Raw genomic sequence first — 23,044 nt, 5'->3', positions numbered from 1 at the left:
CGAGGGAGGGGGTGCGGCTGAGCGCCCGTCAGGCCCTTCGGCTGGGGCCGGTCCGATTGCGTCAGGGTCGGGTAGGTCCTAGACCTGTGCGGCCCCGACGCCCGGTGCCGGGTGAGGGTCGCGGAAGGTGAACGCCATTGGCCCGGAGCCGTGTTCGCGCACCCGCGCGACCCGTTCCATCGCCTCGGCGATGCTCGGGCGGTGGCCGACCGGGATCCACCACAGGGCCTGGTGCGCATCGACCATGCGGTGGAACCACTCCCGACGGCGGCTCAGTACGCGCAGGTGATCGGTGTGGTACGTGAAGTTCCGCAGGGCTTCGACCGACTCCCAGACCGAGCAGTTGATCAGGAGCAGGTCGTCGCCCTCGTCGGGGCGGAACCCGGTCGCGTCCTCGCCCGCATCGTCGACCATGCGCCAGACGAACCCCGGGCTGGACTCGGCGAGCGCGTTGATCTCTGGAAGTTGGGCGACGAAGCCGGCCAACTCCGGTCCGTCCAGCGGGGCGACGATGCGGCCGATGTTGACCTGCGCGAGGTGAAAGTCAGTCATGAGCACAGCATGGCCCGGTCCGACTTCTAACGTCAATGAGTTTTATTTTTAGAAAGTGTCACGCAACACCCGCCGGGACACGGGTCCATCGACGGCGCCCACTGCTCCGGCGCCAAGCCCTCCAACAGCGCGAGATTCATCCCGCAGACCAAGGCCGGGAACTCCTCGGCCAGCGCATGGAAGGGGCAGTTGCGCAACCGCAACGTCTCCCCGTCCCAGAAGGGTTGGTAGCCACGGGCCCGCAACACCTCGACCAGGTCATCGGCGGTCGCATCCGGGTGCGCAGCCCCCGCGGCTTTCGCCGCCGCCTGCAACTCCCGGTCCAGGCCCGCGTTCTCCACCACCTCCGCGAACAGCCGGCTGGCCTCGTCGTACGACCGGGGCGGAACGGACACGGCATGCTCACCCTCAGCACGCCGATACACCTTCGCCGGCCGCCCCGCCCCGGGCCCCGTGCGCCCGGACAGCCGCCGGAAGGACACGGCCAGCAGCCCCGCCTCGACCAGCTTGTCCAGGTGGAAGGCGGCCAACGACCGGGAAATCCCCACCGCTTCCGCGGCCGCATCGCGCCCCACCTCCTCCGGAGCGGCGGCAACGTGTCGATAGAGCCGGCGGCGCACGGGGTCACCCAACACACCCAGCACCGCGAATGCAGAATCGGAATCGGAATCTTCAGCAGTCACGCGCCGAGTCTATGACCAATGAGGGTGCGCAAAACAGCGCCGAGCGCCCACCGCACGGCCACCTAACTGAGGCCGTGACCAGGGCTTTTGTCGGCGCTCGGAGCTCGGAGCTCGGCCCGGCGGCACACGCGGCTGTCCCACGACGGGTGGCTCGTCACCTCTCCTTCAGCTCACCGAAGATCTCGACCAACCGCTGGGGCGCGTCGTCGTCGAAGACGGTCTCGTAGAAGAGGGCACCCGCGGCGGCGGCCGCGGCGCTCCGCGGGAACATGGCCTGCTCGTACGCGCTGAGCGCGGCCTCGACGTCGCCCGGGTGGGCGGCCAGGGCCTTGCCGAGCTCGGCGCCGTCGAGCATGGCGAGGTTGGCGCCCTCGCCGTTCGAGGCCGTCAGGTGCGCCGCGTCGCCGAGCAGGGTCACGCCCGGCACCCGATCCCACCGGTGCTCGTTCGGCAGGGCGTTGGCGGGACGCAGGACCGGTGCGGTGTCGGCGTCGGTGATCAGCGCGGTGAGCTCCGGCGCCCAGCCGTCGAACTCCTGCGCAATCCGCGCGGTCGCGGCGGCAGGATCGGTGAAGTCGATCCCGGCGAACCACTCCAGCGGCTTGAAGAGCATCACGTAGGCGTGCAGCGTCTCGCCGCTCTCCCGGTGGGCCCCGAGCAACTTCCCCGGCGCGGGCGCGAACATCGCACCGCCGCCAACTGCCTTGGCGGTAGCGGGGTGACGGGTGTCCCCGTCGAACAGATAGGTCTCGACGAGCGACACGCCGGTGTACTCGGGTATCGCATCGGACAGCAGCGGCCGGACCCGCGACCAGGCACCGTCCGCGCCGACCAGCAGGCTCGTGCTCACGGTGGAGCCGTCGGCGAAGGTCACCTCGTGACGGCCCTCGCCGAGGGCACGGACGCCGCTGACCTTGTGCCCCCACCGGACGGTGCCGGCCGGGAGCGAATCGAGCAGGATCTGCCGCAGGTCGCCGCGCTGCACCTCGGGGCGCCCGCCCGTACCGTCGTCGGCTGCGTCGAGCAGCACGGTGCCGTCCCGGTCGAGGACCCGGCACTGCTGGCGACCCTCCAGGATCAGGCCGCGGAACTCGTCCATCAAGTCCGCGTCCTGAAGGGCCAGTTGGCCGTTGTAGTCGTGGATGTCGAGCATCCCGCCCTGCGCCCGTGCGGTGGGGGAGGGCTCCGCCTCGTAGACGGTGGCCGGGATGCCGTGGAGGTGCAGGACGCGGGCGAGCGTGAGCCCGCCGAGTCCGGCGCCGATGATCGTGACATGAGTGGTCATGGTGATTCCTTGCAGATCGCACGCCTGCCGAGCGGGCACCCGGCAGGAACCCTGACAACGTGCCAGCCCCCGCCGACAAGCCACCGACATCGGACCGATAACTCTCCGATCTGCGGCATGCCTTGCGCTCAACGCAAGGCGCAATCCAACTCGGCCCGGTGAGCGCAGACCCACTGATACGCCGCCTGCACCTCACCCACCGCCCCGGCCGCCCGCAGGCGGACCATCGCAGGGTTTCCGGATTCCGCAGCCGACTCAATGCCGCGCCAACACCTGTCCTGCCACCACAAAATCACGGACACGAGATCACGTCGTTCGACCAACCCATAAGAGTCAGCGATCAGCCTCATTCGCCGTGCAGCTTCGGAGATATCGTCGACACCCGGCCCGAGCCCGAGAAACTGCCAACATGCATGGGCGACATCGTGAATGCGCGCACCCGGCGCGGCCAAGTCCCAGTCGATAAAGGCCACCGGACGCAGGGCGCCGCGAACAGGCCGATAGACGGTGTTCTTGGGAGAAAGGTCGTTATGGCACACGACCTCATGTGATCCGGCCAGTTCCGTGCCTGCCGTCAGGTCATGGAACTCCCGCACGAGTTCGGCAACCCGCACCAGATTCTCGTCGGAGTACACGGCCGGCGGCTGCTGCCGTTCCCAGGCCACATGCCCTTCGAGATAACCGAGAACCTCGCGCCCCTCCTCGTCGATACCGAGGTACCGCGGCGCCCCGCCCCATCCACCGGCCTCAAAGACCCGCAGCAATTCGCCGATGAAACCGGTACTGGCTGACGCGGGTCGACGCACGGTGCAACCAACGCGCACAACGCGATTGACTGCCCCACCAGACAAGGGAGACTCCGACATTCCCCCATGGTGCCCGATCGCCCCGTCGAATCTCGGCACTCAGCCGTCAGCACGGAATCGTCAGCACTCGGCACACTGCCCAAGGCGTCCGCGCTCGTGCCTGTGCCTGTGCCCGTGCCACGGAAACGGAACCCTGCAACGGGCAGCGCCGGCCCAGGTGTTGAGGTGTGGTGGCGTGTCCCGCCGTGGCAGGCCGCAGTCAAAAGCAGATGCCGTACACCGCAAGCGGGTGTAACGTGCGCTCCTTGGTAGCGTCTATTACTCGACTGGTGGCACGGCCATCGTTTCGGGAGGGCTTGATGGTTGCGGACATAGTCAGGACCTGGGTGGCGGGTTGGGCTGTTTCACGGCGGACTCCTCCGCCGGTCCACATGCCCTGGGGTTTCTACATCGAGGTGGCCGATAGCCCCACCGAAAGAGGGCGCCATGTTCTGCCGGAAGTCGGTGAGTCGTTGGTTCGCAGCGCCGCTGCCTCGGTGACCGTGCCGCGGACCTGGATGAAGATGCCCGCGGAGCCCGAGGAGATCGAGCCCTGGCTGCCGCGAGGGTGGGTCTGGGAGGAGAGCGGGCATCTGATGGCCGTTGACCTGGTGGCCTCGGCCCCGGTCGCACCCGAGGGGTACACCACGGCGGTGGAGGTCAGCGGTGCTGTTGTCTACGTCCGGGTGTTGGACGCGACGGGCGAGCAGGCGGCTCAGGGGCAGATGGCGCTCCTCGGGGAGGCCGCGGTGATGGACCGGGTGGTGACCGAGGAGTCTCATCGGCGGCGCGGACTGGGCGGCTTCGTGATGCGTACGCTCGTCGACCATGCTGTGGAGCAGGGCGTAGTCCTCGGCGTTCTTGGTGCGACCGACGCCGGTCGTGCGCTGTACGAGACGTTGGGCTGGAAGAAGCACACGACGTTGGCGGAGTGTGTCTACCGGCCCTGAGGCCACGCATGTTGGCCGTTCGAGAGGTCTGTGTGCGACCACGTCTTTGCTGGAGGCGTCGTCCGGGGCGATTCGCGGCCCGCGTAGCTGCTTCGACGCGGCGGTGTGGAGGTTCCCGCCTCGGCAGCCCCTGGTGGGACCTGGACCTGCCGAGGCGGTGGCGCTGCCCGACACGTCACAACCAAGGGGCAGCGAGGACCGGCCACTTGGCGAGCCGTGTCGGGGGGCGTGGAGTCGGTTATGCGGTTGCGGGGGAGAGGGGGAGCGGTGCGGGGGTGCGGTGGGTTGGGGCGGTGAGCTGCACGGCGCCGGCCGGCACCGGTACCGCAGTGAAGATCGCGTCCTGCTGTGCCTGGAGTTCGCGGCGACGCTCGGGTGAGGTGCTCGGCAGCCGCTGCTCCTCGTAGATCTTGTGGGTTTCCAGTTGGGCGGCCTTGCTTTCCGGGGTGTGGAACTGGACCTCGAAGACCTGCCCCGAACGCGGCGCGCGCCAGGCGGAGTTGACCGCCTTGTAACCCTTGGGGTGGCCCCAGGTGTTGGACCAGCGTTTGGTGTCGTTACCCCAGGAGGAGAGCAGCCCGGCGGCTACGGTGACGCCATGGGTGTACTGCCTGGTCGGCCACTGGAGGGTGTAGCGGACCGAGTCGTTGAGCGTGGCGAGTGAGGTCTCCACGCTCTGCCCCGGGGCCTCCTTCATCTTGGTGGCGATCTTCCGCTTGAGCGAGTCCGGGGACTTCAGCCGCTGGTCGAAGCCGACGAGCTGCGCATGGGTGAGCAGCGCGACGGCGCGGACCTGCGGGCTGATGGATCGCTCCGCCCGCCGTGCCCGGGCCAGGTAGGCGTCCACTTCCTTGTTGTCGTGGGCGTTCAGGTGCAGCCCGTCCTGACTCCAGCCGCCGTCGGACGCGGTGCCGGGGGCCTGCGCGGACGAGGTGGGCGCCGCGGCATGGGACGGGGTGGCCGGGGCGGCAGCGGCGGTCTGCACGGCGCCCGTTCCCAGGGCGGCGGCAAGGGCAGCGGCCAGTGCAGCCCGGGTGACGGAGCGGCCGATGGGGTGGTGAGACATGGGTGCGCGAAGTTCCTCTCTGCCGGGCCGTATTGCTACGGCTGCCGCACCGGGCCTGCCGGGTGTCCGTCGGGCTCAGTGCGGTCGTAGAACAAGAAGTGCAACGGGCGAGGCGCGCGTCGGTAGCGATCGGCGCGGCTATTGGCCAGTACCTGGCCGGAACCCTGCGGAGGAAGGCGCGAAACGGACGCCGCGCGGCACGCAAGCCGTGAGGCGGATCAAGCCTCCGTGCGCCCGGGGTGACGCCCCGTCATCCCTGGGGGAGCAGCGAGCCACCGCCGTCAGCGAAATGCTTTGTACGTGTCGCCATCCGGATGATGGGATGGCACGGTGCTCGACCACGATGAGGCAGCGACCGTCCGACCGATGACCCTGGCTTGGGTGAGCCGGCAGCTGGACGTCGGCGAACGGATCGTCAGGACCGAAGCGCTGCACGGCGGCATCACCGCCGAAATGCGGAGACTGACCATCGGCACCCGGGACGGCGGCACCCGTGACCTGGTGCTGCGGACCTTCGTCAATGTGCCGCACGCCGAGGGCTCGCTGAAGAGGGAGGCGGGCACCCTGACCCTGCTCAGGGGGACCAGCGTGCCGGCTCCGGAACTGGTAGCGGTCGATCCGACCGCCGTGCACTGCGAGTATCCCTCGCTCCTGATGACGTATCTCGCCGGCCGGTCGGTCCTCGACGACGAGGGAGTGGACGCGCGCGTCCCTGTGCTGGCCCGTCAGCTCGTGGCGATCCACGCGTTGCGACCCGCCGAACGGCCCCGGGAATATGAGGCGTTGACGACCGCCGACACCGTCGTCGTTCCGAAGGGGGCCGACGCGGCGGCATGGGCCGCGGCGATCGAGGTGATCCGGCAGCCCGCGCCGCCCTATGAAGGGCGGTTCCTGCACCGGGACTTCCAACCCGGCAACGTGCTGTTTGACGTGTCGTCCCCCGCGCCGGCAGGCGCCCGAATCGCCGGCGTCGTCGACTGGGTACAGACCTCCTGGGGCCCGACGGATCTCGATGTGGCGCACTGCTCCACCAATCTCGCGCTGCTGCACGGTCCCGAGTGGGGCCTACGGTTCGCCGAGGCGTATGAGGCGGCTGGTGGCGTGCTGGCCGCGGCAGCGAGCGAGCGGTTGTACTGGTGGGTGCGGGACGCGCTGGCATTCTCCGAAGAAGTGCAGTTGGTGGCGCAGGCATGGCGCAAGGCAGGGAGGGCGGAACTGACGAGGCGTGCCGTGGAGGAGCGGCTGGATGCCTATGTCACCGCCCTGATGGACTGATGGACGCGCTGCGCTGAGCCGGGCCGGGCCGGGGTGGTCCGGGGCACGGGCCCGGCGGCGAGTGTCGGCCCCGGCTTCCTGCTCCGGCAAACGCCCACCCGGCACCCGACGGGGCTCCGACTGTCTCCTACTGCACTGGCTCAACGCCCGCTAGGCCCCCTCGGGCGGTGCCAGGCAACCTCGGCAGTGCCAGGCACGCACCCTGCAGCGGCCTCAACGCTGGACGCAGGCATCAACCTCCCCTTCGACCACCGCGCTCGGGAGGGCCAGCCGGTCCATCCACCGCCAGAACTCTCCGGCCCGCTCCGGGGTGAGCAGCCCCAGATGGCCACCGCGCACCACGCAGGAGGCGAACGGGCTTTGGGACCAGACGGCCCACGCGCCGGTAGCGTCATCCTCCACGTGCCGGGGATCGTCCTCACCGCACAGTGCGGCGACCCGGCAGGGCGTGCCGTGCCGCGCGGGGCCGGTGTAACGGCTGACCAGGCGCATGTCCGCCCGCAGCAGCCCCCGGACGTACTCCCGCAACACGCTCTCCCCCCAGCCGCCGTCGTCCAACATCCGGTCCAGGTCGGCCTCGGCCGGCAACCGGTGACGCGTACCTCGCCGATGCGGAGCGGTCGCGCCGACGACGACCAACCCACAAGGACCGCAGCCATACCGCCAGTCCAACTGCAGGGCCGTTTCCAGCGCGAGCCACGCCCCCATGCTGAAACCGATCAGGACGGTTCGGGGCCTCTCCAACTCCGGCGTCGCTACCAGTGCGTCGGCGCACTGTCGGGCCAACTCCTCGAAATTGTCCGGTAGTTGCGCGTCGAGGCGGTCGGCTCGTGCTGGGTACTGGACTGCAAGCATGTGGGCTGTGGGCCGCGCGGCAGCCAGCGACCGGAACATCGTGGCCGTCCCACCGGCGGGCGGGAAACAGACATACCGGGGGCCGGGTGGAGCCGTCCCGTTCGCGACGGTGAGCGTTCTGAGGGGGGAGTCGAGGGCTGTGTTCATGGGAAACCACCCCGCATTCGGGCCGATTTGTGGTTGGGGATTGAGAAGGTCTGTGAGGCGGCAGGTCACCAACACCGTTGCGTGGCCGGTCCGCCCACACCCAGTGACGTGTTGCCCCCAGGTGCGGGCGGCCCTTCCAGTACGCGCCTGCATGGCCGGGTAAGGCAACAAGTCTCCGCCGCGAAGAGCGTGAACGTGTTGACCGTTCCCATGCCTGTGAGCACCCATGGGCGCCAAGTCGGCACCGAAGGCGCGAACCTGATCGACGCCCTGCGCGCCGCCCCGACGGCACGGCGCCGTGGGAAAGGGATTCGCAGGGCTGCGGCGCGCTGGGCGGTCGGCCCGTTGTTGTGTGGCGTTGTCAGGGTTTCCGAGAGATGGCCGAAAGTGTCTGTTTCTGGCTATGTCCGTGTCAGCGGACGATCTTGTCCGCAATGTGGAGATCGCACCGACGGGGGTGGGGCGGGGTGCCGGAGCACGCCGTTCGCGCGTCAACCTTGATCAATTCCCGTCAAACGCAGTGGAGTTGACGGCTGCGTGGATCAAGTCATTCGCGTCGCGCTGCTTGACCGGTCGCTTTTGAGATCTATATGTTCATCCGTGTTCGGACGAAGCCCGGAGATGAGCGAATTCTTTCGATTGAGGAGTTGCTGCCGTGGCCGCGGATGCCGCTGACATACGTTTCGACCAAGCTCTCACGGCTTATGAGACGGTCGCCGCCGACTATGACTCACTCGCCCTCGATCCGCTCTTCTCCCGATGGGTTTCCTTCTACCAGAAGCTCATCGAGAAGTACGGTTCGGGCGGCAAGAAGCTGCTCGATGTGGGATGCGGTACGGGAAACAGCTCGGCCGCTTTTCGCGACCTCGGGTACGAGGTGACGGGCTCCGATCTGTCCCCCGCGATGATTGACCGCGCACGGGCGAAGCCGGATAACAAAGGCATCCCCTTCCTGGTCGGCGATCTCCGCAACCTTCCGGACCTGGGCTCCTTCGACGCGGTCACATGTATGGGCGAGCCACTCAGCTACCTCACCGACGGCCACCAGCTGTTGGGGGCATTCCGCAGCGTGGCCCGGCAGTTGGCCGACGGCGGAGTATTCGTCTTCGACATGAATACCCTGGGGAGCTATCAGCGGGCCTATGCGGTGACCCGCATCATCGACGAGGACGGCCACTTCGATGTCTGGGAAGGCGGGCCGGTGCCCGTGGAGCCCGATGCCGTCATCGACGTCACCCACACCTATTTCCGGCGTGCGGGGGAGGGGGAGCGGGCCGAGGGAGTCGACGCGGATACCTGGCGGCGCGTCACCTCCCGGCACGTCTATCGGCACCATTCCGACGCCACGGTGCGACGCCTGCTGGCGGATTCGGGACTGCGCCTCGTCGCCGCACACGGACTCACGGCCGGTGAACTGACCGATTCCGGCGATGAGATCCGCGGCCGCAAGATTCTCTATGTCGTGAGCCGTTAGTACCACGCGGCTCCGCCCCATGAACCGGCTGACCGATCCGGTCGTGCTGCCTGCGCCCGGACATGGAGTTCCCCAGGTCAGCCGTACCAGAAAACAACTCTCATGAAGGAGGTGGCTCATGCGCAAGATGACGGTGAACGTGAAGCCGGTTATCACCGAGGAGAAGTACCTCGTGCTTCACTCCGCGTGACGCCCCTGTGGCCGGGCTCCAGCTGGAGCCCGGCCACAGGCCGCACTCGGGAGGAATTCCACGCCAAGGGGAGCGAGCATGCCCATTCGCCGGGCTCGAAGTATCGTCTGCTACTGGCACGACGGCGCGTTCGTCGTGGAGAATTTCCGCACCCGCAGCACCATTTCCCTCGACCCGGTCGCCGCGGAACTGCTCAACGAACTGGGCGACTGGACGGAACCGGAGAAAGTGGCAGCCCGTTTCCCGGACTTCGACCCCGAATCCGTCCGGCAGTCGCTCGCCGACCTGGAAGAGTCCGGCCTTGTCGTGCGCCAGGGCCAACCCGCCGCCGGGCACGATGAAGCTGTCGGGACGAGCTGGCCCGAATGGAACATGAGCGCCCGCTACCTCCACACCATGACGAAGAACGCTCCGTACACCGAGGACACACCGGAATTACGGGAGGAGTTGGCGAACCAAGGAGGGCGGCCCGCGCTCTTCAAGTCGTATCCGGACGCCGATGTCGTCCTCTTGCCCCGCATTCCACGCCCCATCGGCGCCTCCTTCGAGGAGGTCCTTTACGGCCGGCGGACCCACCGCGCGTTCGCCGATGAGGACGTCCCCCTCGTGGACTTCGCGGCACTGCTCTCCTCCGTTTTCGGGCCCGCGCAATTCATCGACGCCGACGCCTACGGAAGCCTGATGCAGCGCACGAGCGCATCGGGCGGAGCGCGTCAGGAGATCGAGGCGTATGTCCTCGTCCGCCGTGTCGAGGAGTTGACTCCCGGCGTTTACCACTACAACGCGCTCGTCCACGGACTCGAATTCCTCGGTGACTGCCCTCCCTGGCCGGACGTGGCCCAACTCAGCGTCAACCAGCGCGGAATTCAGGACGCCGCCTTCGTCGTCGTGCTCACCTCGCTGGTCGAGCGGATGCGGTCCAAGTACCGCACGGCGCGCACCTACCGGATCATGCTGATGGACGCCGGTCACCTCGCCCAGACCTTCGCCATGGTGACAACTGCCCTGGGGCTGGGGCCCTTTCAGACCGCGGCGTTCGCCGATACCGACGTCGAGGACCTCCTGGGCATCGACGGCGTCAACGAGACCGCGCTGTACCTGCTCAGCGCCGGGATCCCGGCCGACCCGCAGCGGGACGGCACCAACGGGCTGAAGACGCCAGCCGGCCTGGCCGCCTTCCGCCGAAGCCGCACCGGACGCTGACGAACGCAGCTGACGCAGCCAACGCAGCGACACCGCAGCGAGCCCAGCCAACGCAACCACCAGCGAGTCGGCCTCCACCGCGCGACCAGATGAACCGGAAGCGGTCCCGCACCGGGGAGCGGTGGTTGAGGCGACGTTTAACGGACGTTCAGCGCGGCCCCGGACCGTCGGAAACGGGCGCGCCCCGCGACCGCGGCGCGCCTGCCGGTACGGGATCGGGGGACGCGGGCGATGGCACTGCGCATTCATTTCACGAGCGCCGACGTGGGCCGGGTGCGGGTGGCGGAGGCACCCCACGTGCTGTGGGAAGTGCTACTGGCCGCCCACATGGTGCAGAGTCGGGACGGGCCGTTGGTCTTCGACGCCTGGCGCCGGCCGGCGCGCCGCCGGCTGACCGTGCCGATGCGACGCCTGCTGGCGCTGGCCCCGGCCACCGGCTATTCACCAGACTTCCTCACTCCGGCGCAGCCGGCCGACGGGTTGGAGGCGGGGCTGGAGGCGGTGCGCCGGGTACCGTCGGCCCGGTTGCGGACGGAGCTCGACTCGCTGGCGCCTGGACGGCGCACCCTGCCGTGGGTGCAGGCACTGTCCGAGGGAACGGCGACCGCGCTGGGGATGCTGACCGAGGCCATGGACGCGTTCTACCAGTCGCTGCTGGCACCGTACTGGCATCAGATCGAAGGCCACCTGGCGTCGGACCGCGCGCTGCGCGCCCGCGCGGCGCTCAACGGAGGCGTCGATCAGCTGCTTGCCTCCCTGCACCCCGAAGTGAGCTGGCGCCCACCGGAGTTGGTACTGGGCGGCTTCCCCTACGACCGGGATCTGCGCCTGGAAGGGCGGGGGCTGCTGCTGCTTCCGTCGTTCTTCTGCTGGCGCCGCCCCACCGTGTTGCGCGACGAGCAGTTGGCTCCGGTGCTGGTGTACCCCGTTGCGCATGATCCCCGGTGGGTGCTGAAGGCTCGGGCCGCGCCGTGCGCGTCCCGGGAGGTCGAGGCGCTCATCGGCCGCACCCGCGCGGCGATCCTCGATGCCACCGAACGGGGTGCCAGCACAGGCGAGTTGGCCCGGGAGATCCGGGTGTCCCCAGCTACGGTCAGCGCGCACATCGGCGTGCTGCGCGAGGCGGGGCTGGTCACCACCGAGCGCAGCAGCGCGACGGTGTCGCACACGCTCAGCGCCCTGGGGCGGGCGCTGCTCGACAACCCCGAGTCGACGCAGGGGAGTTGACGCGTGCCGAACTGGGGAGTTGGCACGTTCCGAGCCGCTCGGGGCCGCCCCGTCCACGTCAGGGCATATGCCCTGACGCGCCAGTGGCCAGGCACTTTAGGCCCCACTCGAATGCGTTGAACCGCGTAGGGCGCATGACGAGACTGCTGTGCCGCGGGGGGTACGCCGTCCGCCGCAGACCGTGGCGGCGGGCGGTCCATCGTCGATCGTCCCTCCGCTCAACGGAGGAAGAAAGTGCCAAAGTTCCCACGCATCAGGCGGGTTCGACGCCCCGTCGCCCTCACCGTGTCGGCGGGCATCGCCGTCGCCACCGGCGGCACGTTCGCCGCGACCGCGCTCGCCGCGCCCGATCCCGCCGCCAAGTGCGATGTCCTCCAACCCGGTGCGTCGCCGATCGCGGAGAACGCGGTGCGCGCCGCATGCGAGCAACACGGCGTGCCCTACACCTACGGCGGCGGGCACGACCCCAAGGCGCCCGGGCAGACGTTCGGGCACCGTGACCCGAGCGACCCGCGCAGCAACAACGACCCCAACATCAAGGGGTTCGACTGCTCCGGCCTGACCCGCTGGGCCTACTTCAAGGCCACCGGAGGGAAGGACATCATCGGCAGCGGGACCACCACCACCGACTACAACGCCGAGCAAGCCCTGCCCCACATCGCGGCAAACCAGGGGACCGGCCCGCTGCTTCCCGGCGATCTGCTGTACTACGGCAGCCCCGGCGCCGGGAGCAAGCACCACGTCGCGATGTACATCGGAGACGGGAAGGTGGTGCAGGCGTCCGAATCCGGCACGAAGATCGGCGTCAGCAATGCCTACGTCAAGGGTGACTACGTGGGCGCGATACGCATCGCCCCACAGACTGGTCCGACGCCCCCGACGGGAAGCCCCACGCCCCCGCCGCCTCCGCCGACCAACAACCCGACGCCCCCGCCGCCTCCACCGACCGGCCAGCCCACCCCACCGCCCCCACCGCCCACCGGCCAGCCGACGCCTCCGCCGCCACCCCCGACCGGCTCCCCGACGCCCACCCCCACGGCGCCGACACCGACCCCACCCGGCGGCGGCATCCTCAACAACCTCGGGCTGCTCAACAACCTGTCGCTGTTGAACAACGCCAACCTGCTCAACAACGCCACCGTCCTGAACAACCTCAAGGCCCTCGACCACCTCAACCTGCTGAACAACGCCCAGGCCCTGAACAACCTCGGCGTGCTCTACCACCCGCAACGCCTGGCCGACCCCCATCTCCTCGACGACCAACAGGCCGGATGAGGGCGAGGAGCGTCATGACGGAGAAACCACAGCAGCGGCGGCGACGGAACGCCGTACGCATCGCCATCGGGGTGGTCACCGCCGCCGGGATCGGCCTCGCAGCGGTCAATGCGGTCTCCGCCGCACCGGGGCCGCAGGCCGACCCCCCGCCGCCCGGAACGCCAGGCATCGACGTCAGCCACTGGAACGTGGTGACGGACTGGAATGCCGTCGCGCAGAGCGGGATGAAGTTCGCCTACGTCAAGGCAACACAGGGCACCAGCGGTACCGACCCCAAGTTCGCGGAGTACCACCAGGGCGCGCTGGGCGCAGGGCTGCTCACCGGCGCCTACCACTTCGCCGACCCCACCGAGTCCGACGGCAAGGCCCAGGCGGACTACTTCGTCGACCACGGTGGCGGCTGGACGCCGGACGGCAAGACACTGCCCGGCGCCCTCGACCTCGAACCGCAGTCCAGGACGTCCGAGTGCTACGGGCTGGGCAAGCCGCAAATGGTCGCCTGGATACGTCAGTTCACCGACCAGTACCGGGCGCGGACCGGCCGCGACGCGGTGATCTACACCGGCTACGGCTGGTGGAACGACTGCACCGGCGGCAACGCGGACTTCGCCCACAACTCGCTGTGGCACGCGGACACCTCGGGGCGGTTGCCGGGCGGGTTCACGACCGGGACGATCTGGCAGAAGGCCGATGCCGCCGGGCCCGTCCCGGGCGTCACCCCGGACCAAAAGCACCCCACCGACCACGACTTCTTCAACGGCGACGCGAACCAACTGGCCCAGTTCGCCACCGGGGGCACCGCACCCCCGCCGCCCCCGCCCCCGACCGACAAACCCACGCCGCCCACGCCACCTCCGACAGACAAGCCCACGCCGCCTCCGCCGACCGACAAACCCACCCCACCTCCCACCTCACCAACCCCCACGCCTCCGCCCACCCACCCCACACCGCCTCCCACCCAGCCACCCGGCGGCGGCATCCTCAACAACCTCGGGCTGCTGAACAACCTGTCGCTGTTGAACGACGCCAGCCTGCTGAACAACGCCACCGTCCTGAACAACCTCAAGGCCCTCGACCGCCTCAAGCTGCTGAACAACGCCCAGGCCCTGAACAACCTCGGCGTGCTCTACCACCCGCAACGCCTGGCCGACCCCCATCTCCTCGACCACCCCACCGCCCAGAACGGCCCCGACACCGCCGCCACGACCGGCGACGACAACGGCAACACCCGTGGTGGACTCCATCTGTTGAACGGAGACTGACCCACAGATCCCACCAGGGCCCGCACGGCCCGGGGAGCTCAGGGCGCTTCCCGGACCGTGCTGACCTGGCCCCAGCCAGGCACCTGCATTACGCAGCCGTCACCCGCTGCCCCTCGCCCGCAGCAGCCCGGGTCAGCACCCCGGCGAGTGCGTCGGGGACGGAGAGCATCGGCCAGTGCCCGGTGTCGAGTTCGAAGAACCGCACCCGCGGCTCGGCGAGGACCGCGAAGCGCGGGTCGCCGCTCCGCACCAGGGATTCGACCACGGCCACGTTCGTTCCGGTCCTGGTGCCGAAGACGCCGGTCATGGGCAGTTTTGCGGCGGCTCCCGACAGCCGTAGTGGTTGGGTGAGGGGGCCCAGCGGTTGCGGCGCGGCCAGGCGGGTGAGTCGGGCCAACGCGCCCGCGGGGACGCCGGCGAGACTGTTCTGGGCTCGCGGGTCGGAGCCGTCCAGCACGGGTGAGGGAATCCGCCAGCCCGCCTCGGCCTGCTCGGCCCGTCGCTGCCAACCGTCGCGGACCGCCGGGTCGGGCTCGAAGTCCCGGACCAGGCTGAGCACCGAGTAACCGTCCACCGGTAGGGGTGCGTTGACATACACCACCCGGGAGACCCGCTCCGGTCGCCGGTCAGCGGCCCCCAACACCGGGAAGCTGCCATGGCAGTGCGCAACGAGCACCACCTGCGGCTCCTGGAGGTGGTCGATGAGCTGCACCAGGTCCTCGATGTGGGTCTCCAGGTCCGTTTCCGGACCCGCCAGGTGACGCCGCTCTCCCAGTCCCGTGAGTGTCGCCGCGTACGCCTCTTCCCCCAACCCCCTCAGCCGGTCCACGACTTCGCTCCACAGCCAGCCACCCATGTGTCCGCCCGGCACCAGCACATACGCCGTCATCAACGCCTCCTTGCGCGCCTCGGTTCGCGCGGCCGGCCCCCGTTTGTCCGGCCGCGCTTGCCGTTACGGTAGGAACTCCCCTTAAGGGAGGTTCAAGGCATGACCGCATCCGTTTCCGCGTCCTTCTCCGCCGCCGTTCCCGTGTCGCCCGAGGGCACGTGGAGCATCGGCGAACTCGCCCAACAGGCAGGCGTCACCGTCAAGACCGTCCGTTTCTACTCGGACCGCGGCCTGCTGCCCGAAGCCGGCCGCAGCACCGGCGGCCACCGCCGCTACGGCCCCGAGGCCCTGGACCGCCTCCGCCTCATCCGCTCGCTGCGCGCCCTTGACCTCCCCCTCCCGCAAGTGGACCGCGTCCTTGCCGACGGCGACTCGAACGCGGATCCCGACAGCGCGCTCCAGGACGCCCTCGCCGACCAACTGAACGCACTGGGCACGCAACTGACCGCCCTGCGCTGGCGCGAGGCCGCCCTCCACCTCCTGCACGACTGCACGGCCGCGGAACGCGCCGACCGCCTCCGCCTGATAGGCGCCATGACCACCCCGCCCAACACCACCACCCTGGCCCGTTTTTGGCGCCACATCCTGCCCCCACGCCTCCCGGCCCGCCTGCTGTCCACGATCCTCGACGAGGCCGTCCCGCAGCCGCCCGCCGACCCGACCCCGCCGCAGGTCCTGACCTTCGCCCGCCTCCACGCGGTCGTCACCAACCCCGGCGTCCTGGACATCAACATCTGCGGCCCCACCCCCCGCCCCCCAAGCGACCACTGCCGCCCGGCCGTCCTCTACGAAGGTCTGCGCGAGGCTTACGGCCTGGCCGCAACAGACGTACAAACCCAACAGACCCCGCACGCGGGGGAGGCCCTCGACTGCTTCGTCGCCGCCCACGCCGGCCTCCGCAACACCCCGGACACCCCGGCCTTCCGCCGCCAACTCAGCGCCCAGCTTGCCCAGATAGCCCACCCGCTGATCGACCGCTACTGGCAACTCGCCGCCGAAATCCCCGCACTCACCCCGAAACCCACCATCGGCGCCTGCGATGACTGGCTCCGCGCCGCACTGGACACGCAACTCGCCTACGCCTAGGGCTTGTCCGATGGGCCTTGGCCGGGACCGCGGACGGCCGGGGCACTCGGCAGCCATCCGCCATGCCGGGGCGCTGGCACCTTCGACACGGCCGAGTAGACGTTCAACCTGATCGCCGCTGGGTCGCCCCCCCGCCGCTGATCAGACAGATGCGGCGACAAAATCAAGGGCAAGAACAGGCCCAAATCCAAAGGCAAATCGAGAGTCAAACTTGTGGTAGCTTTTGGGGTGGAGGTGAACCATGCCGACCGAAGACGAGCTGTTCGCGGCGGTGGACGCACTGCTGGAAGGCGAGCCGGAGATGCCGCCCCCGGCGGAGCGGGCGCGGCTGCGCGAAGCGGCCCAGATCTCACAGGCCCGGCTCGCACAGGCGCTGCGGACGTCCACGCAGACGGTGCGGAACTGGGAGGCCGGCCGCTCGGAACCGCGGCCGCCGCGCCGCCAGGCATACCAACGACTGCTGGACGGATGGGCGGAGAAGTACCCCAAGCCTGCCGACCCCAAGTCCACCGATACCAAGCCTGCCGGCGCCAAGCCTGCCGGCACCGAAGGTGCGCAGCCGTCGGAGACGCTCACCGACACGCCCGCCACTCCCGAAGCGGCGCTCGTTCCCACCGAAAAGACCACCGAGCCGAGCGCCACCCCGGCAGCCACCCCGGCACCCGCGCCGCGCCCGGCCCGCTCCCCCCGCCCGTCGTCGCCACCGCGGCGGCCGGGCGCGAAGAAGGCGGCGCCGGCCAACACCCCGGCGGGTGACCTCGACCCGCGGTTCGAGAACGGGCCGCTCGCCGTCGTCGACGTCGACGGCAACGGTCAGGTGCTGGCGTACTGCCCCGGCGGCCTGGTCCTGGACGTCCCTGCCAAGTCCGTCCCGTCCCTGGTGGATTGGGCGCTGCGTGACGCCAGGCTCGGGCAGCCGAAGCTGTCCGGCCCGGGCAAGGACGCCGACCCGCTGCTGGTGCTCACCGAGGCCGCGCTGGAGCGCTACGGCCTGCCAGTCACCCTCACGGACGAGGAGCGGGTCGCCGGGCGAATCCCGGAAGGCCACAAGGTCATCAAGCAACTGGCGCGTGCGGAATGGAAGTTGACCAAGCGCGGGTTCGGGCCGTGGGCGCGGATCTACCGTCCGGCGCAGGGCTCGGAGCGGGCCTGCGTCCAGTTGTGCATCCCGTCCTGGCACGCGCTCGACTCCCGCCACTGGGCCGACGCCGGGCAACTCCCGCCGGCGGAACTGGCCCGGCTCCTGGGGGTGTACGCATCCCGGGTGATGACGCCGCGCGGTTCCACGGCCGTGACGGGCCTGGAGCTGATGACCGCCCTGCACCCACCGACCCGCGCCTCCGCCCCCGACGCCGACGGCAGGCGGCACTCCGAGCACAACCCGGGCAGCCTGGGGAAGGACCCGGTGGACTGCGCGCCCTGCGAAGCCCCCGACGGGCACCCGTTGCTCAGGGACCTGCCGCGCTTCCACGTTCGCGGTCCGGCGGAGAAGCTCTTCGAGGAGGCGTATGACTGGGCGCGGCCGCTCACCGACGCCGAGGCGACCCAGCGGCAGCACCTGGTCGGCATCGACGTCAACATGGCCTTCGCCGCCGGCGCGAACGGACTGCCCGTCGGCCTCGGCGCACCGACGCACGTCAACGCCCCGGTGTTCGACCCGAAGTTGCCCGGCTCATGGCTGGTCGACCTCTCCCACGTCGACCTCTCGAAGGTGAAGGTCGGTAAGGAATGGGTGGAGTTGGACGGCAGCCTGCTGCCGAGCCCGTTCACCCCGAAGGGCGAGCGCCCCGAGGGCCCGGCCTGGTACGCCACGCCCACCGTCGCCTACGCGGTGGAGCTCGGCTACGACGTCGCCCCGGTCGAGGCGTGGGTGCGCTACGACAACGGCCGCTACCTGGACGCCTGGTACAACCGGCTGCGGGACGCCTACCTGGCCACGATGGCCGATCTCGGCGTGGCCGCGGACCTGGCGCCGGCGGACTTCCTGACGGCGATGGACGGCTACCGGCAGCGCGATCCTCAGCTGGCGATCGTCGTCTCGGCGATCAAGGCGACGGTCAAGGGCGGCCTGGGCAAGTTGCGCGAGCGCCCGCGGGGGGAGGGCTGGCGGCCGGGCGAGCCGTGGCGGGCGCTGTCCCGCCCGACCTGGCGGCCGGACATCCGCGCGGCGGTCATCTCCCGCACCCGGATCAACATGCACCGAAAGATCGTCAAGCACGCGGCCTTCACCGGCCAGTACCCGGTCGCGATCCTCTCCGACTGCGCCGTCTACGCGACCGAGGGGAGCTCGCCGCTGGACTTCCTGCCCTACCGGGACGGCAAACCGCTGCCCGGCGGCTTCAAGCTGGGAGTGAACCCGGGCCTGGTCAAGCACGAGGGCACCCAGACCGTGCTGTGGGGCGAAGAGGTCCGCGACCGGTTCGACGCCCCCGAGCTCAACCTCGCCCGGTACATCAAGGACGGCACCGTCACCGACGTCGACAACGGCGAGTAGGAGAGCGACATGGACATCTTCGGGGACGGCCTGGACAAGGCGGTGCAGAAGGCGTTCACCCGCCCTGCACCCAAGTCAGCCGGCGCGCAGATGCGGTACCTGGTCAAGCAGCTCAAGGGCACCAGGCGGGTCGCCGAGCTGTTGCGCGTCTCCCAACGCACCGTCGAACGGTACGTCAAGGGTCAGCTCAAGAAGCCGCGCCCGGACCTCGCCGCGCGCCTGGAGCGCGAGGTGAACAAGCGGTGGCAGCCGCAGATCCGCGCCAGGGCCCGCGAACAGGCGGCGACCACCGGCGGCATCGTCATCGACACCCGCGCCCGCCTCGGCTACACCGCCCCGATCGGCTCCACCGACCAGGACCGCATCCGCCACCTCACCGTCGCTCTCCCACCCCGCTACGCTGCCCGCCTCTTCGACGCCCAACAGTCCGGCGCCGGCGACCAACAGCTCAGGGACATCGCTGCCGACGCGCTCAAGGAGGTGTACTTCCAAGACAACGGCCGCCGCGCCGGGAGTCTGGAGGAGGTGCGCTTCACCGACGTCGAGCATGTGGAGTTCGACCTGTAGGAGTAACGCCCGAACAGCCCACGCGCCGGGGCAAGTTGAGCGGTGGGTTGCTATGCCTGGTGCGCTGCCTTCTTGACGGTCCTGATGACTGGTGCCGTTTCGAGGTGGGTGATGGCGGGGAGCGCGGCGATGCGGGTGGTCAGGTACCGGTACAGCTCCCGTTGGTTCGCGCACACCACGCTCGCGTACAGGTTGGTCGGGCCGGTCGTGGCGGCGGCGAACGCGATCTCCGGATGCCTGGCCAGTTCCTGACCGGCCTCCTCCAGGTGTGCGGGGGCGACCGAGAGCCAGAGCAGGGTTCGGGCGTGCACACCGAACATGCGCCAGTCGACGTCGATGTCGAGGTAGAGCAGGCCGAGTTCGCGCAGCTCCGCCATCCGGCGCCGGACCGTCGTCGGCGACCAGCCGGTCGCCGCGGCCAACTCCTCGTACCCGGCCCGGCCGTCGGCGGCGAGCAGGGCGAGGAGCTTGCGGTCACCGTCGTCGAGCCGCACCGGTCCCCGCCGCTGCGGCACCGGCGGCGGGCGCAGTCGCTCGACCGCCGTCTCGTCCAACGACCCGAGTTTTCCCACCAGGTTGTCCGGGCCGCCGTAGAAGGCGTGCAGCACGGAGTGTGCGGTCACGCCCTCCACGCGCGGGGTGTGGGGGAGTTTGGCCAGCAGCAGCGCCTCGCTGTCCGCCTCGCTCTCGGTGCGGACCACGCAGGTGATCTCGGTGCCGCCGGAACTGAGGCTCACCCAGGACGTGTCGGGGCGCCTGGCCAGTGCCTCGGCGACCGGGAGCGACGCAGCGGGCGCGCATCGCACCCGCAGAAACCACGAGACGGCGCCCAGCACGGTCGGGTCGACCCCGCCCAACACCCGCACCGCGCCCATCGACCGCAACCGGGCGTAGCGGCGGGCGACGGTGCGATCCGACACGCCGAGAACCTCGGCGATGGTGCTGAACGGGGCGCGGCCGTCGATCTGTAGCGCGTGCACGAGCCGTCGATCCAGCTCGTCGTAGTCGGATTCCACCGGGCAGAGGCTAGGCGATGTCAGTTTCCAGCGCAATCGAGTCGCTTTCTGGCTCGGTCGGCCCGGCCGACGGAGCGTTGCCCCTGTCCTGATCGAACACAGACAGGACCGACACAGACAGGATCGACACAGACACAAGGAGAGTCCGTGGACACCGATGTGCTCATCGTCGGAGCCGGCCCCACCGGAATGACGCTGGCCAACGAGCTGCTGATAGCGGGGATTTCGACCACGCTGGTCGACAAGCTGCCGCAGCGCAGCGACCTGTCCAAGGCAGGCGGCGTGCAGTCCCGCACCCTGGAGGCACTCGACCAACGAGGGCTGCTGGAGCCCCTGTTGGCCACCGGAGACCACCCCGCCACCACCGGCCACTTCGCCGGTATCCCACTCCCGCGCCACTCCAACCGGCACCGTCTGCCATGGCGCTCCGTGCCACAGGTGGCGATCGAGGCATTCTTCGAGCAGCATCTCGCCGCGCACGGCCTCCACGCCCACAGGGACCACGAACTGGTCGGCCTCACCCAAGACGACAACAAAGTCACCGCGGCCTTCGCCAACGGCACCACCCTCCGCTCCCGTTACCTCGTCGCCGCCGACGGCGCCCACAGCACCGTACGGTCCCTGCTGCGGGCCGAATTCCCCGGTCAGCCGGGCACGTTGACGATCGTCGCTGCCGACGTGCGGCTGAGCGGCGTCGATCCGGCCACCTCACACACCTGGAACGAGGACGGGCACTGGGCGGCGCTGTTCCCGCTCGGCACCGACCCACAGGGCAGAAAACTGCGCCGACTGGTCCTCGGCGGGCCGGGCCAGTCACTGCCGAGAGAGGTCCCGGTCACCGAGGACGAAATCCGCCGCGGCTTGCGCACCGTGTTCGGAACGCGGCTGCAACTGCGCGAACTGCGCTACGCCCGCCGGATCACCAACGCGTCACGGCAGGTCGAGCAGTACCGGCACGGGCGGGTCTTCCTCGCGGGCGATGCCGCCCATGTCCACCTTCCGCTTGGCGCACAGGGCATGAACACCGGGATGCAGGACGCGCTCAACCTCGGTTGGAAGCTCGGCGCCGCCGTGCGCGGTTGGGCACCCGACAACCTGCTCGACACGTACCACGCGGAACGGCATCCGGCCGGGGCCGCCGTATTGCGCAACGTCCGGGCACAGAGCCTGCTGATGGACTGGGCCGGCACCCGCGATCCGGAGGTGCTGGCCGCCCGGGAGCTCTTCACGACCATGGCCCAACTGCCGGACGTCCAGCACCATCTCGCCGACCTGATGTCCGGCATGGCCATCCGCTACCCGATGCCGGGCACCGAAACCCATCCGCTCGTCGGCCGGCCCGCACCGGACCTGGATCTCGGCCCGGCCCGGGTGCACGAGCTGCTGCGGTCCGGACACGGCATCCTGCTGGACCCGGCCGACGCGTTCGCCAGGGCCGCCGGCCCCTGGTCGGACCGGGTGGACCGGGCGGGCCAGGGCGCCGACACCGAACCGATGCTCATCAGGCCGGACGGCTACGTGTGTTGGGCCGGCGCGGACGACGTGGAACCGGCCCTCCACCGCTGGTTCGGCGAGCCCCGCTGAGGCTCGCGCCAACCGGGTCAGGCGGCTGTCGGGGTCAGGTGCCCATGGCGTACATGCCGATCATGAGGGCTAGGTAGAGCAGTGGCAGCCCTACCACTACGGTCGCTACGAGCAGGATGGCCTTCATCGCCTTTTCGGTTGCCTGACGGTCGTGGGCGGGGCGTGCAGGAGGGGGTTGGGGTTGGCGTTCGTCTTCGATCACACAGACATCCTGCAGGTCTGAGCGTCGAGGGACATCGGTTGACGTACTCAAGCGCGCTCGCCCACCCCAGGACCGCTGGGCTGCGGCTGCGACGATGAATGGATGACAGACGCAACCACACCGAAGCCCGTCATCCTCGGCATCGACGACCTTCGGCCGCTGCCCAGGGCCACGCGGATAGCCCGAACCAGCCGTGACGGTATCCAGCTGCTGCAAGAGCACCGCGATGGCTACATCGACGAACTCTGGCTCGACCACGACCTCGGCGGCGACGACAGCATCATGCCCGTGGTGACCCTGTTGGAAGAAGCCGCCTTCAGCGGACGGCCCTTCCCCATCGGGATGGTCTTCGTCCACAGTGCCAACCCCATCGGCGCCGAAACCGTGGTCCGGGCACTCAGGCGCTGGAACTATCCAGTGCGCCGGGCAGTGGCCTAGGTGTGTTGTTCGGAGAGGTTGGTGACGCGGCTGGCTGGGGTGTGGCCGCCGATTCCGGTGTGGGGTCGGTGGTGGTTGTACCAGTGCAGCCAGTTGGGGAAGGCTGCTTGGCGTTCGGTGTCTGAGGTGTAGGGCTGGTGGTAGGCCCATTCGTCGAGCAGGGTGCGGTGGAAGCGTTCGACCTTGCCGTTGGTCTGGGGGCGCCAGGGGCGGGTGAAGCGGGGGCTGATGCCTAGGTTTTGGCAGGTGTTGCGCCAGGTGTTCTTGGTGTAGGCCCAGGCGTTGTCGGTCAGGACCCGTTCGATGGTGATGCCGCGTGCGGCGAACCAGGCGGTGGCGCGGGTCAGGAAGCCGGCGCAGGTGGCGGCGGTCTCGTCGGTCAGGTCTTCGGTGTAGGCCAGGCGTGAGTGGTCGTCCAGGGCGGTGTGCAGGTAGGCGTATCCGGTGCCGGTTCGGTTGCGGCGGCCTTCGGCACGGCC

At 69.6% G+C, this 23,044-nt stretch carries 22 protein-coding genes; 12 read left to right on the top strand and 10 right to left on the bottom strand.

The genetic code is table 11. The features are described from left to right. Nucleotides 1-78 precede the first annotated feature (78 nt). The 4 genes from ACFVFQ_RS13375 to ACFVFQ_RS13360 all read right to left on the bottom strand — a co-directional run bounded on the left by ACFVFQ_RS13375 (nt 79) and on the right by ACFVFQ_RS13360 (nt 3,386). Entirely contained in the window at nt 79-552 is a 474-nt protein-coding gene (locus ACFVFQ_RS13375; protein ID WP_383413753.1) for a DUF3291 domain-containing protein, read from the bottom strand. Between the two features lie 32 nt (nt 553-584). Further along, nucleotides 585-1,235 carry a helix-turn-helix transcriptional regulator gene (locus ACFVFQ_RS13370; protein WP_383413750.1) on the bottom strand — a complete coding sequence of 217 codons (651 nt, stop codon included), beginning with the start codon at nt 1,233-1,235 and terminating at the stop codon, nt 585-587. Between the two features lie 154 nt (nt 1,236-1,389). Next, nucleotides 1,390-2,520: an FAD-dependent oxidoreductase gene (locus tag ACFVFQ_RS13365; protein ID WP_383413747.1), complete on the bottom strand. Its 1,131-nt coding sequence runs from the start codon at nt 2,518-2,520 to the stop codon at nt 1,390-1,392. 128 nt (nt 2,521-2,648) lie between these two features. Beyond that, nucleotides 2,649-3,386, bottom strand: coding sequence for a phosphotransferase (locus ACFVFQ_RS13360; RefSeq protein WP_383413740.1), 738 nt, complete (start codon nt 3,384-3,386; stop codon nt 2,649-2,651). 497 nt (nt 3,387-3,883) lie between these two features. Here ACFVFQ_RS13360 and ACFVFQ_RS13355 point away from each other — a divergent pair, with 497 nt between their 5' ends. Then, complete coding sequence (locus ACFVFQ_RS13355; RefSeq protein ID WP_383413735.1) at nt 3,884-4,315, top strand: GNAT family N-acetyltransferase; 432 nt, start codon at nt 3,884-3,886, stop codon at nt 4,313-4,315. Between the two features lie 238 nt (nt 4,316-4,553). Here the strand turns inward: ACFVFQ_RS13355 and ACFVFQ_RS13350 are convergent, their stop codons facing one another. Further along, nucleotides 4,554-5,381: an ATP nucleotide 3'-pyrophosphokinase gene (locus ACFVFQ_RS13350; protein ID WP_383413732.1), complete on the bottom strand. Its 828-nt coding sequence runs from the start codon at nt 5,379-5,381 to the stop codon at nt 4,554-4,556. Nucleotides 5,382-5,747: 366 nt separating this feature from the next. Here ACFVFQ_RS13350 and ACFVFQ_RS13345 point away from each other — a divergent pair, with 366 nt between their 5' ends. After that, nucleotides 5,748-6,656, top strand: coding sequence for a phosphotransferase family protein (locus tag ACFVFQ_RS13345; protein WP_383414370.1), 909 nt, complete (start codon nt 5,748-5,750; stop codon nt 6,654-6,656). 213 nt (nt 6,657-6,869) lie between these two features. On the opposite strand, the gene ACFVFQ_RS13340 is transcribed toward ACFVFQ_RS13345, so the two are convergent. Continuing rightward, nucleotides 6,870-7,658, bottom strand: a complete 789-nt coding sequence (locus ACFVFQ_RS13340) for a thioesterase II family protein (RefSeq protein ID WP_383413729.1) — start codon at nt 7,656-7,658, stop codon at nt 6,870-6,872. 655 nt (nt 7,659-8,313) lie between these two features. On the opposite strand from ACFVFQ_RS13340, the gene ACFVFQ_RS13335 reads away from it, so the two are divergent. From ACFVFQ_RS13335 to ACFVFQ_RS13315, 5 genes are all read left to right on the top strand, one after another. Further along, a complete protein-coding gene (locus ACFVFQ_RS13335; RefSeq protein WP_383413726.1) occupies nt 8,314-9,132 on the top strand; it encodes a class I SAM-dependent DNA methyltransferase in 819 nt (272 codons plus the stop codon). 268 nt (nt 9,133-9,400) lie between these two features. Beyond that, nucleotides 9,401-10,525 (top strand): SagB/ThcOx family dehydrogenase, encoded by a 1,125-nt coding sequence (locus ACFVFQ_RS13330; protein WP_383413723.1) that lies wholly within the window; start codon nt 9,401-9,403, stop codon nt 10,523-10,525. 231 nt (nt 10,526-10,756) lie between these two features. Beyond that, nucleotides 10,757-11,752, top strand: a complete 996-nt coding sequence (locus tag ACFVFQ_RS13325; protein WP_383413720.1) for a winged helix-turn-helix domain-containing protein — start codon at nt 10,757-10,759, stop codon at nt 11,750-11,752. A 234-nt stretch (nt 11,753-11,986) separates the two neighbouring features. Beyond that, nucleotides 11,987-13,027, top strand: a complete 1,041-nt coding sequence (locus ACFVFQ_RS13320) for a C40 family peptidase (protein WP_383413717.1) — start codon at nt 11,987-11,989, stop codon at nt 13,025-13,027. Nucleotides 13,028-13,041: 14 nt separating this feature from the next. Beyond that, a complete protein-coding gene (locus tag ACFVFQ_RS13315; RefSeq protein ID WP_383413714.1) occupies nt 13,042-14,289 on the top strand; it encodes a GH25 family lysozyme in 1,248 nt (415 codons plus the stop codon). Nucleotides 14,290-14,377: 88 nt separating this feature from the next. On the opposite strand, the gene ACFVFQ_RS13310 is transcribed toward ACFVFQ_RS13315, so the two are convergent. After that, nucleotides 14,378-15,178: an alpha/beta fold hydrolase gene (locus ACFVFQ_RS13310; protein ID WP_383413711.1), complete on the bottom strand. Its 801-nt coding sequence runs from the start codon at nt 15,176-15,178 to the stop codon at nt 14,378-14,380. Between the two features lie 99 nt (nt 15,179-15,277). On the opposite strand from ACFVFQ_RS13310, the gene ACFVFQ_RS13305 reads away from it, so the two are divergent. From ACFVFQ_RS13305 to tpg, 3 genes are all read left to right on the top strand, one after another. Beyond that, a complete protein-coding gene (locus tag ACFVFQ_RS13305; RefSeq protein WP_383413708.1) occupies nt 15,278-16,264 on the top strand; it encodes a MerR family transcriptional regulator in 987 nt (328 codons plus the stop codon). 241 nt (nt 16,265-16,505) lie between these two features. Continuing rightward, nucleotides 16,506-18,758 (top strand): telomere-associated protein Tap, encoded by a 2,253-nt coding sequence (gene tap / locus ACFVFQ_RS13300; RefSeq protein ID WP_383413705.1) that lies wholly within the window; start codon nt 16,506-16,508, stop codon nt 18,756-18,758. A gap of 9 nt (nt 18,759-18,767) precedes the next feature. After that, nucleotides 18,768-19,325 (top strand): telomere-protecting terminal protein Tpg, encoded by a 558-nt coding sequence (gene tpg, locus ACFVFQ_RS13295; protein ID WP_383413703.1) that lies wholly within the window; start codon nt 18,768-18,770, stop codon nt 19,323-19,325. A 50-nt stretch (nt 19,326-19,375) separates the two neighbouring features. Here the strand turns inward: tpg and ACFVFQ_RS13290 are convergent, their stop codons facing one another. Next, a complete protein-coding gene (locus ACFVFQ_RS13290; RefSeq protein WP_383413700.1) occupies nt 19,376-20,341 on the bottom strand; it encodes an Lrp/AsnC family transcriptional regulator in 966 nt (321 codons plus the stop codon). Nucleotides 20,342-20,488: 147 nt separating this feature from the next. Here ACFVFQ_RS13290 and ACFVFQ_RS13285 point away from each other — a divergent pair, with 147 nt between their 5' ends. Next, on the top strand, nt 20,489-21,925 hold the full coding sequence (locus ACFVFQ_RS13285; RefSeq protein ID WP_383413697.1) for an FAD-dependent monooxygenase: 1,437 nt from the start codon (nt 20,489-20,491) through the stop codon (nt 21,923-21,925). 34 nt (nt 21,926-21,959) lie between these two features. Here ACFVFQ_RS13285 and ACFVFQ_RS13280 read toward each other — a convergent pair whose 3' ends face one another. Next, nucleotides 21,960-22,127: a hypothetical protein gene (locus tag ACFVFQ_RS13280; RefSeq protein ID WP_383413694.1), complete on the bottom strand. Its 168-nt coding sequence runs from the start codon at nt 22,125-22,127 to the stop codon at nt 21,960-21,962. 102 nt (nt 22,128-22,229) lie between these two features. On the opposite strand from ACFVFQ_RS13280, the gene ACFVFQ_RS13275 reads away from it, so the two are divergent. Beyond that, nucleotides 22,230-22,565, top strand: coding sequence for a cyclic-phosphate processing receiver domain-containing protein (locus ACFVFQ_RS13275; RefSeq protein ID WP_383413691.1), 336 nt, complete (start codon nt 22,230-22,232; stop codon nt 22,563-22,565). Here ACFVFQ_RS13275 and ACFVFQ_RS13270 read toward each other — a convergent pair. Beyond that, nucleotides 22,562-23,044: integrase core domain-containing protein (locus tag ACFVFQ_RS13270; protein WP_383413688.1), on the bottom strand; the 483-nt coding region annotated here is incomplete at its 5' end. The two genes, ACFVFQ_RS13275 and ACFVFQ_RS13270, sit on opposite strands and share 4 nt — an antisense overlap.

It is taken from the genome of Streptomyces sp. NPDC057743 (assembly GCF_042798755.1).
Lineage (GTDB): Bacteria > Actinomycetota > Actinomycetes > Streptomycetales > Streptomycetaceae > Streptomyces.
The sequence above is the reverse complement of the archived record's forward strand: the minus strand, read 5'-3'. Positions and strand labels throughout refer to the sequence as shown.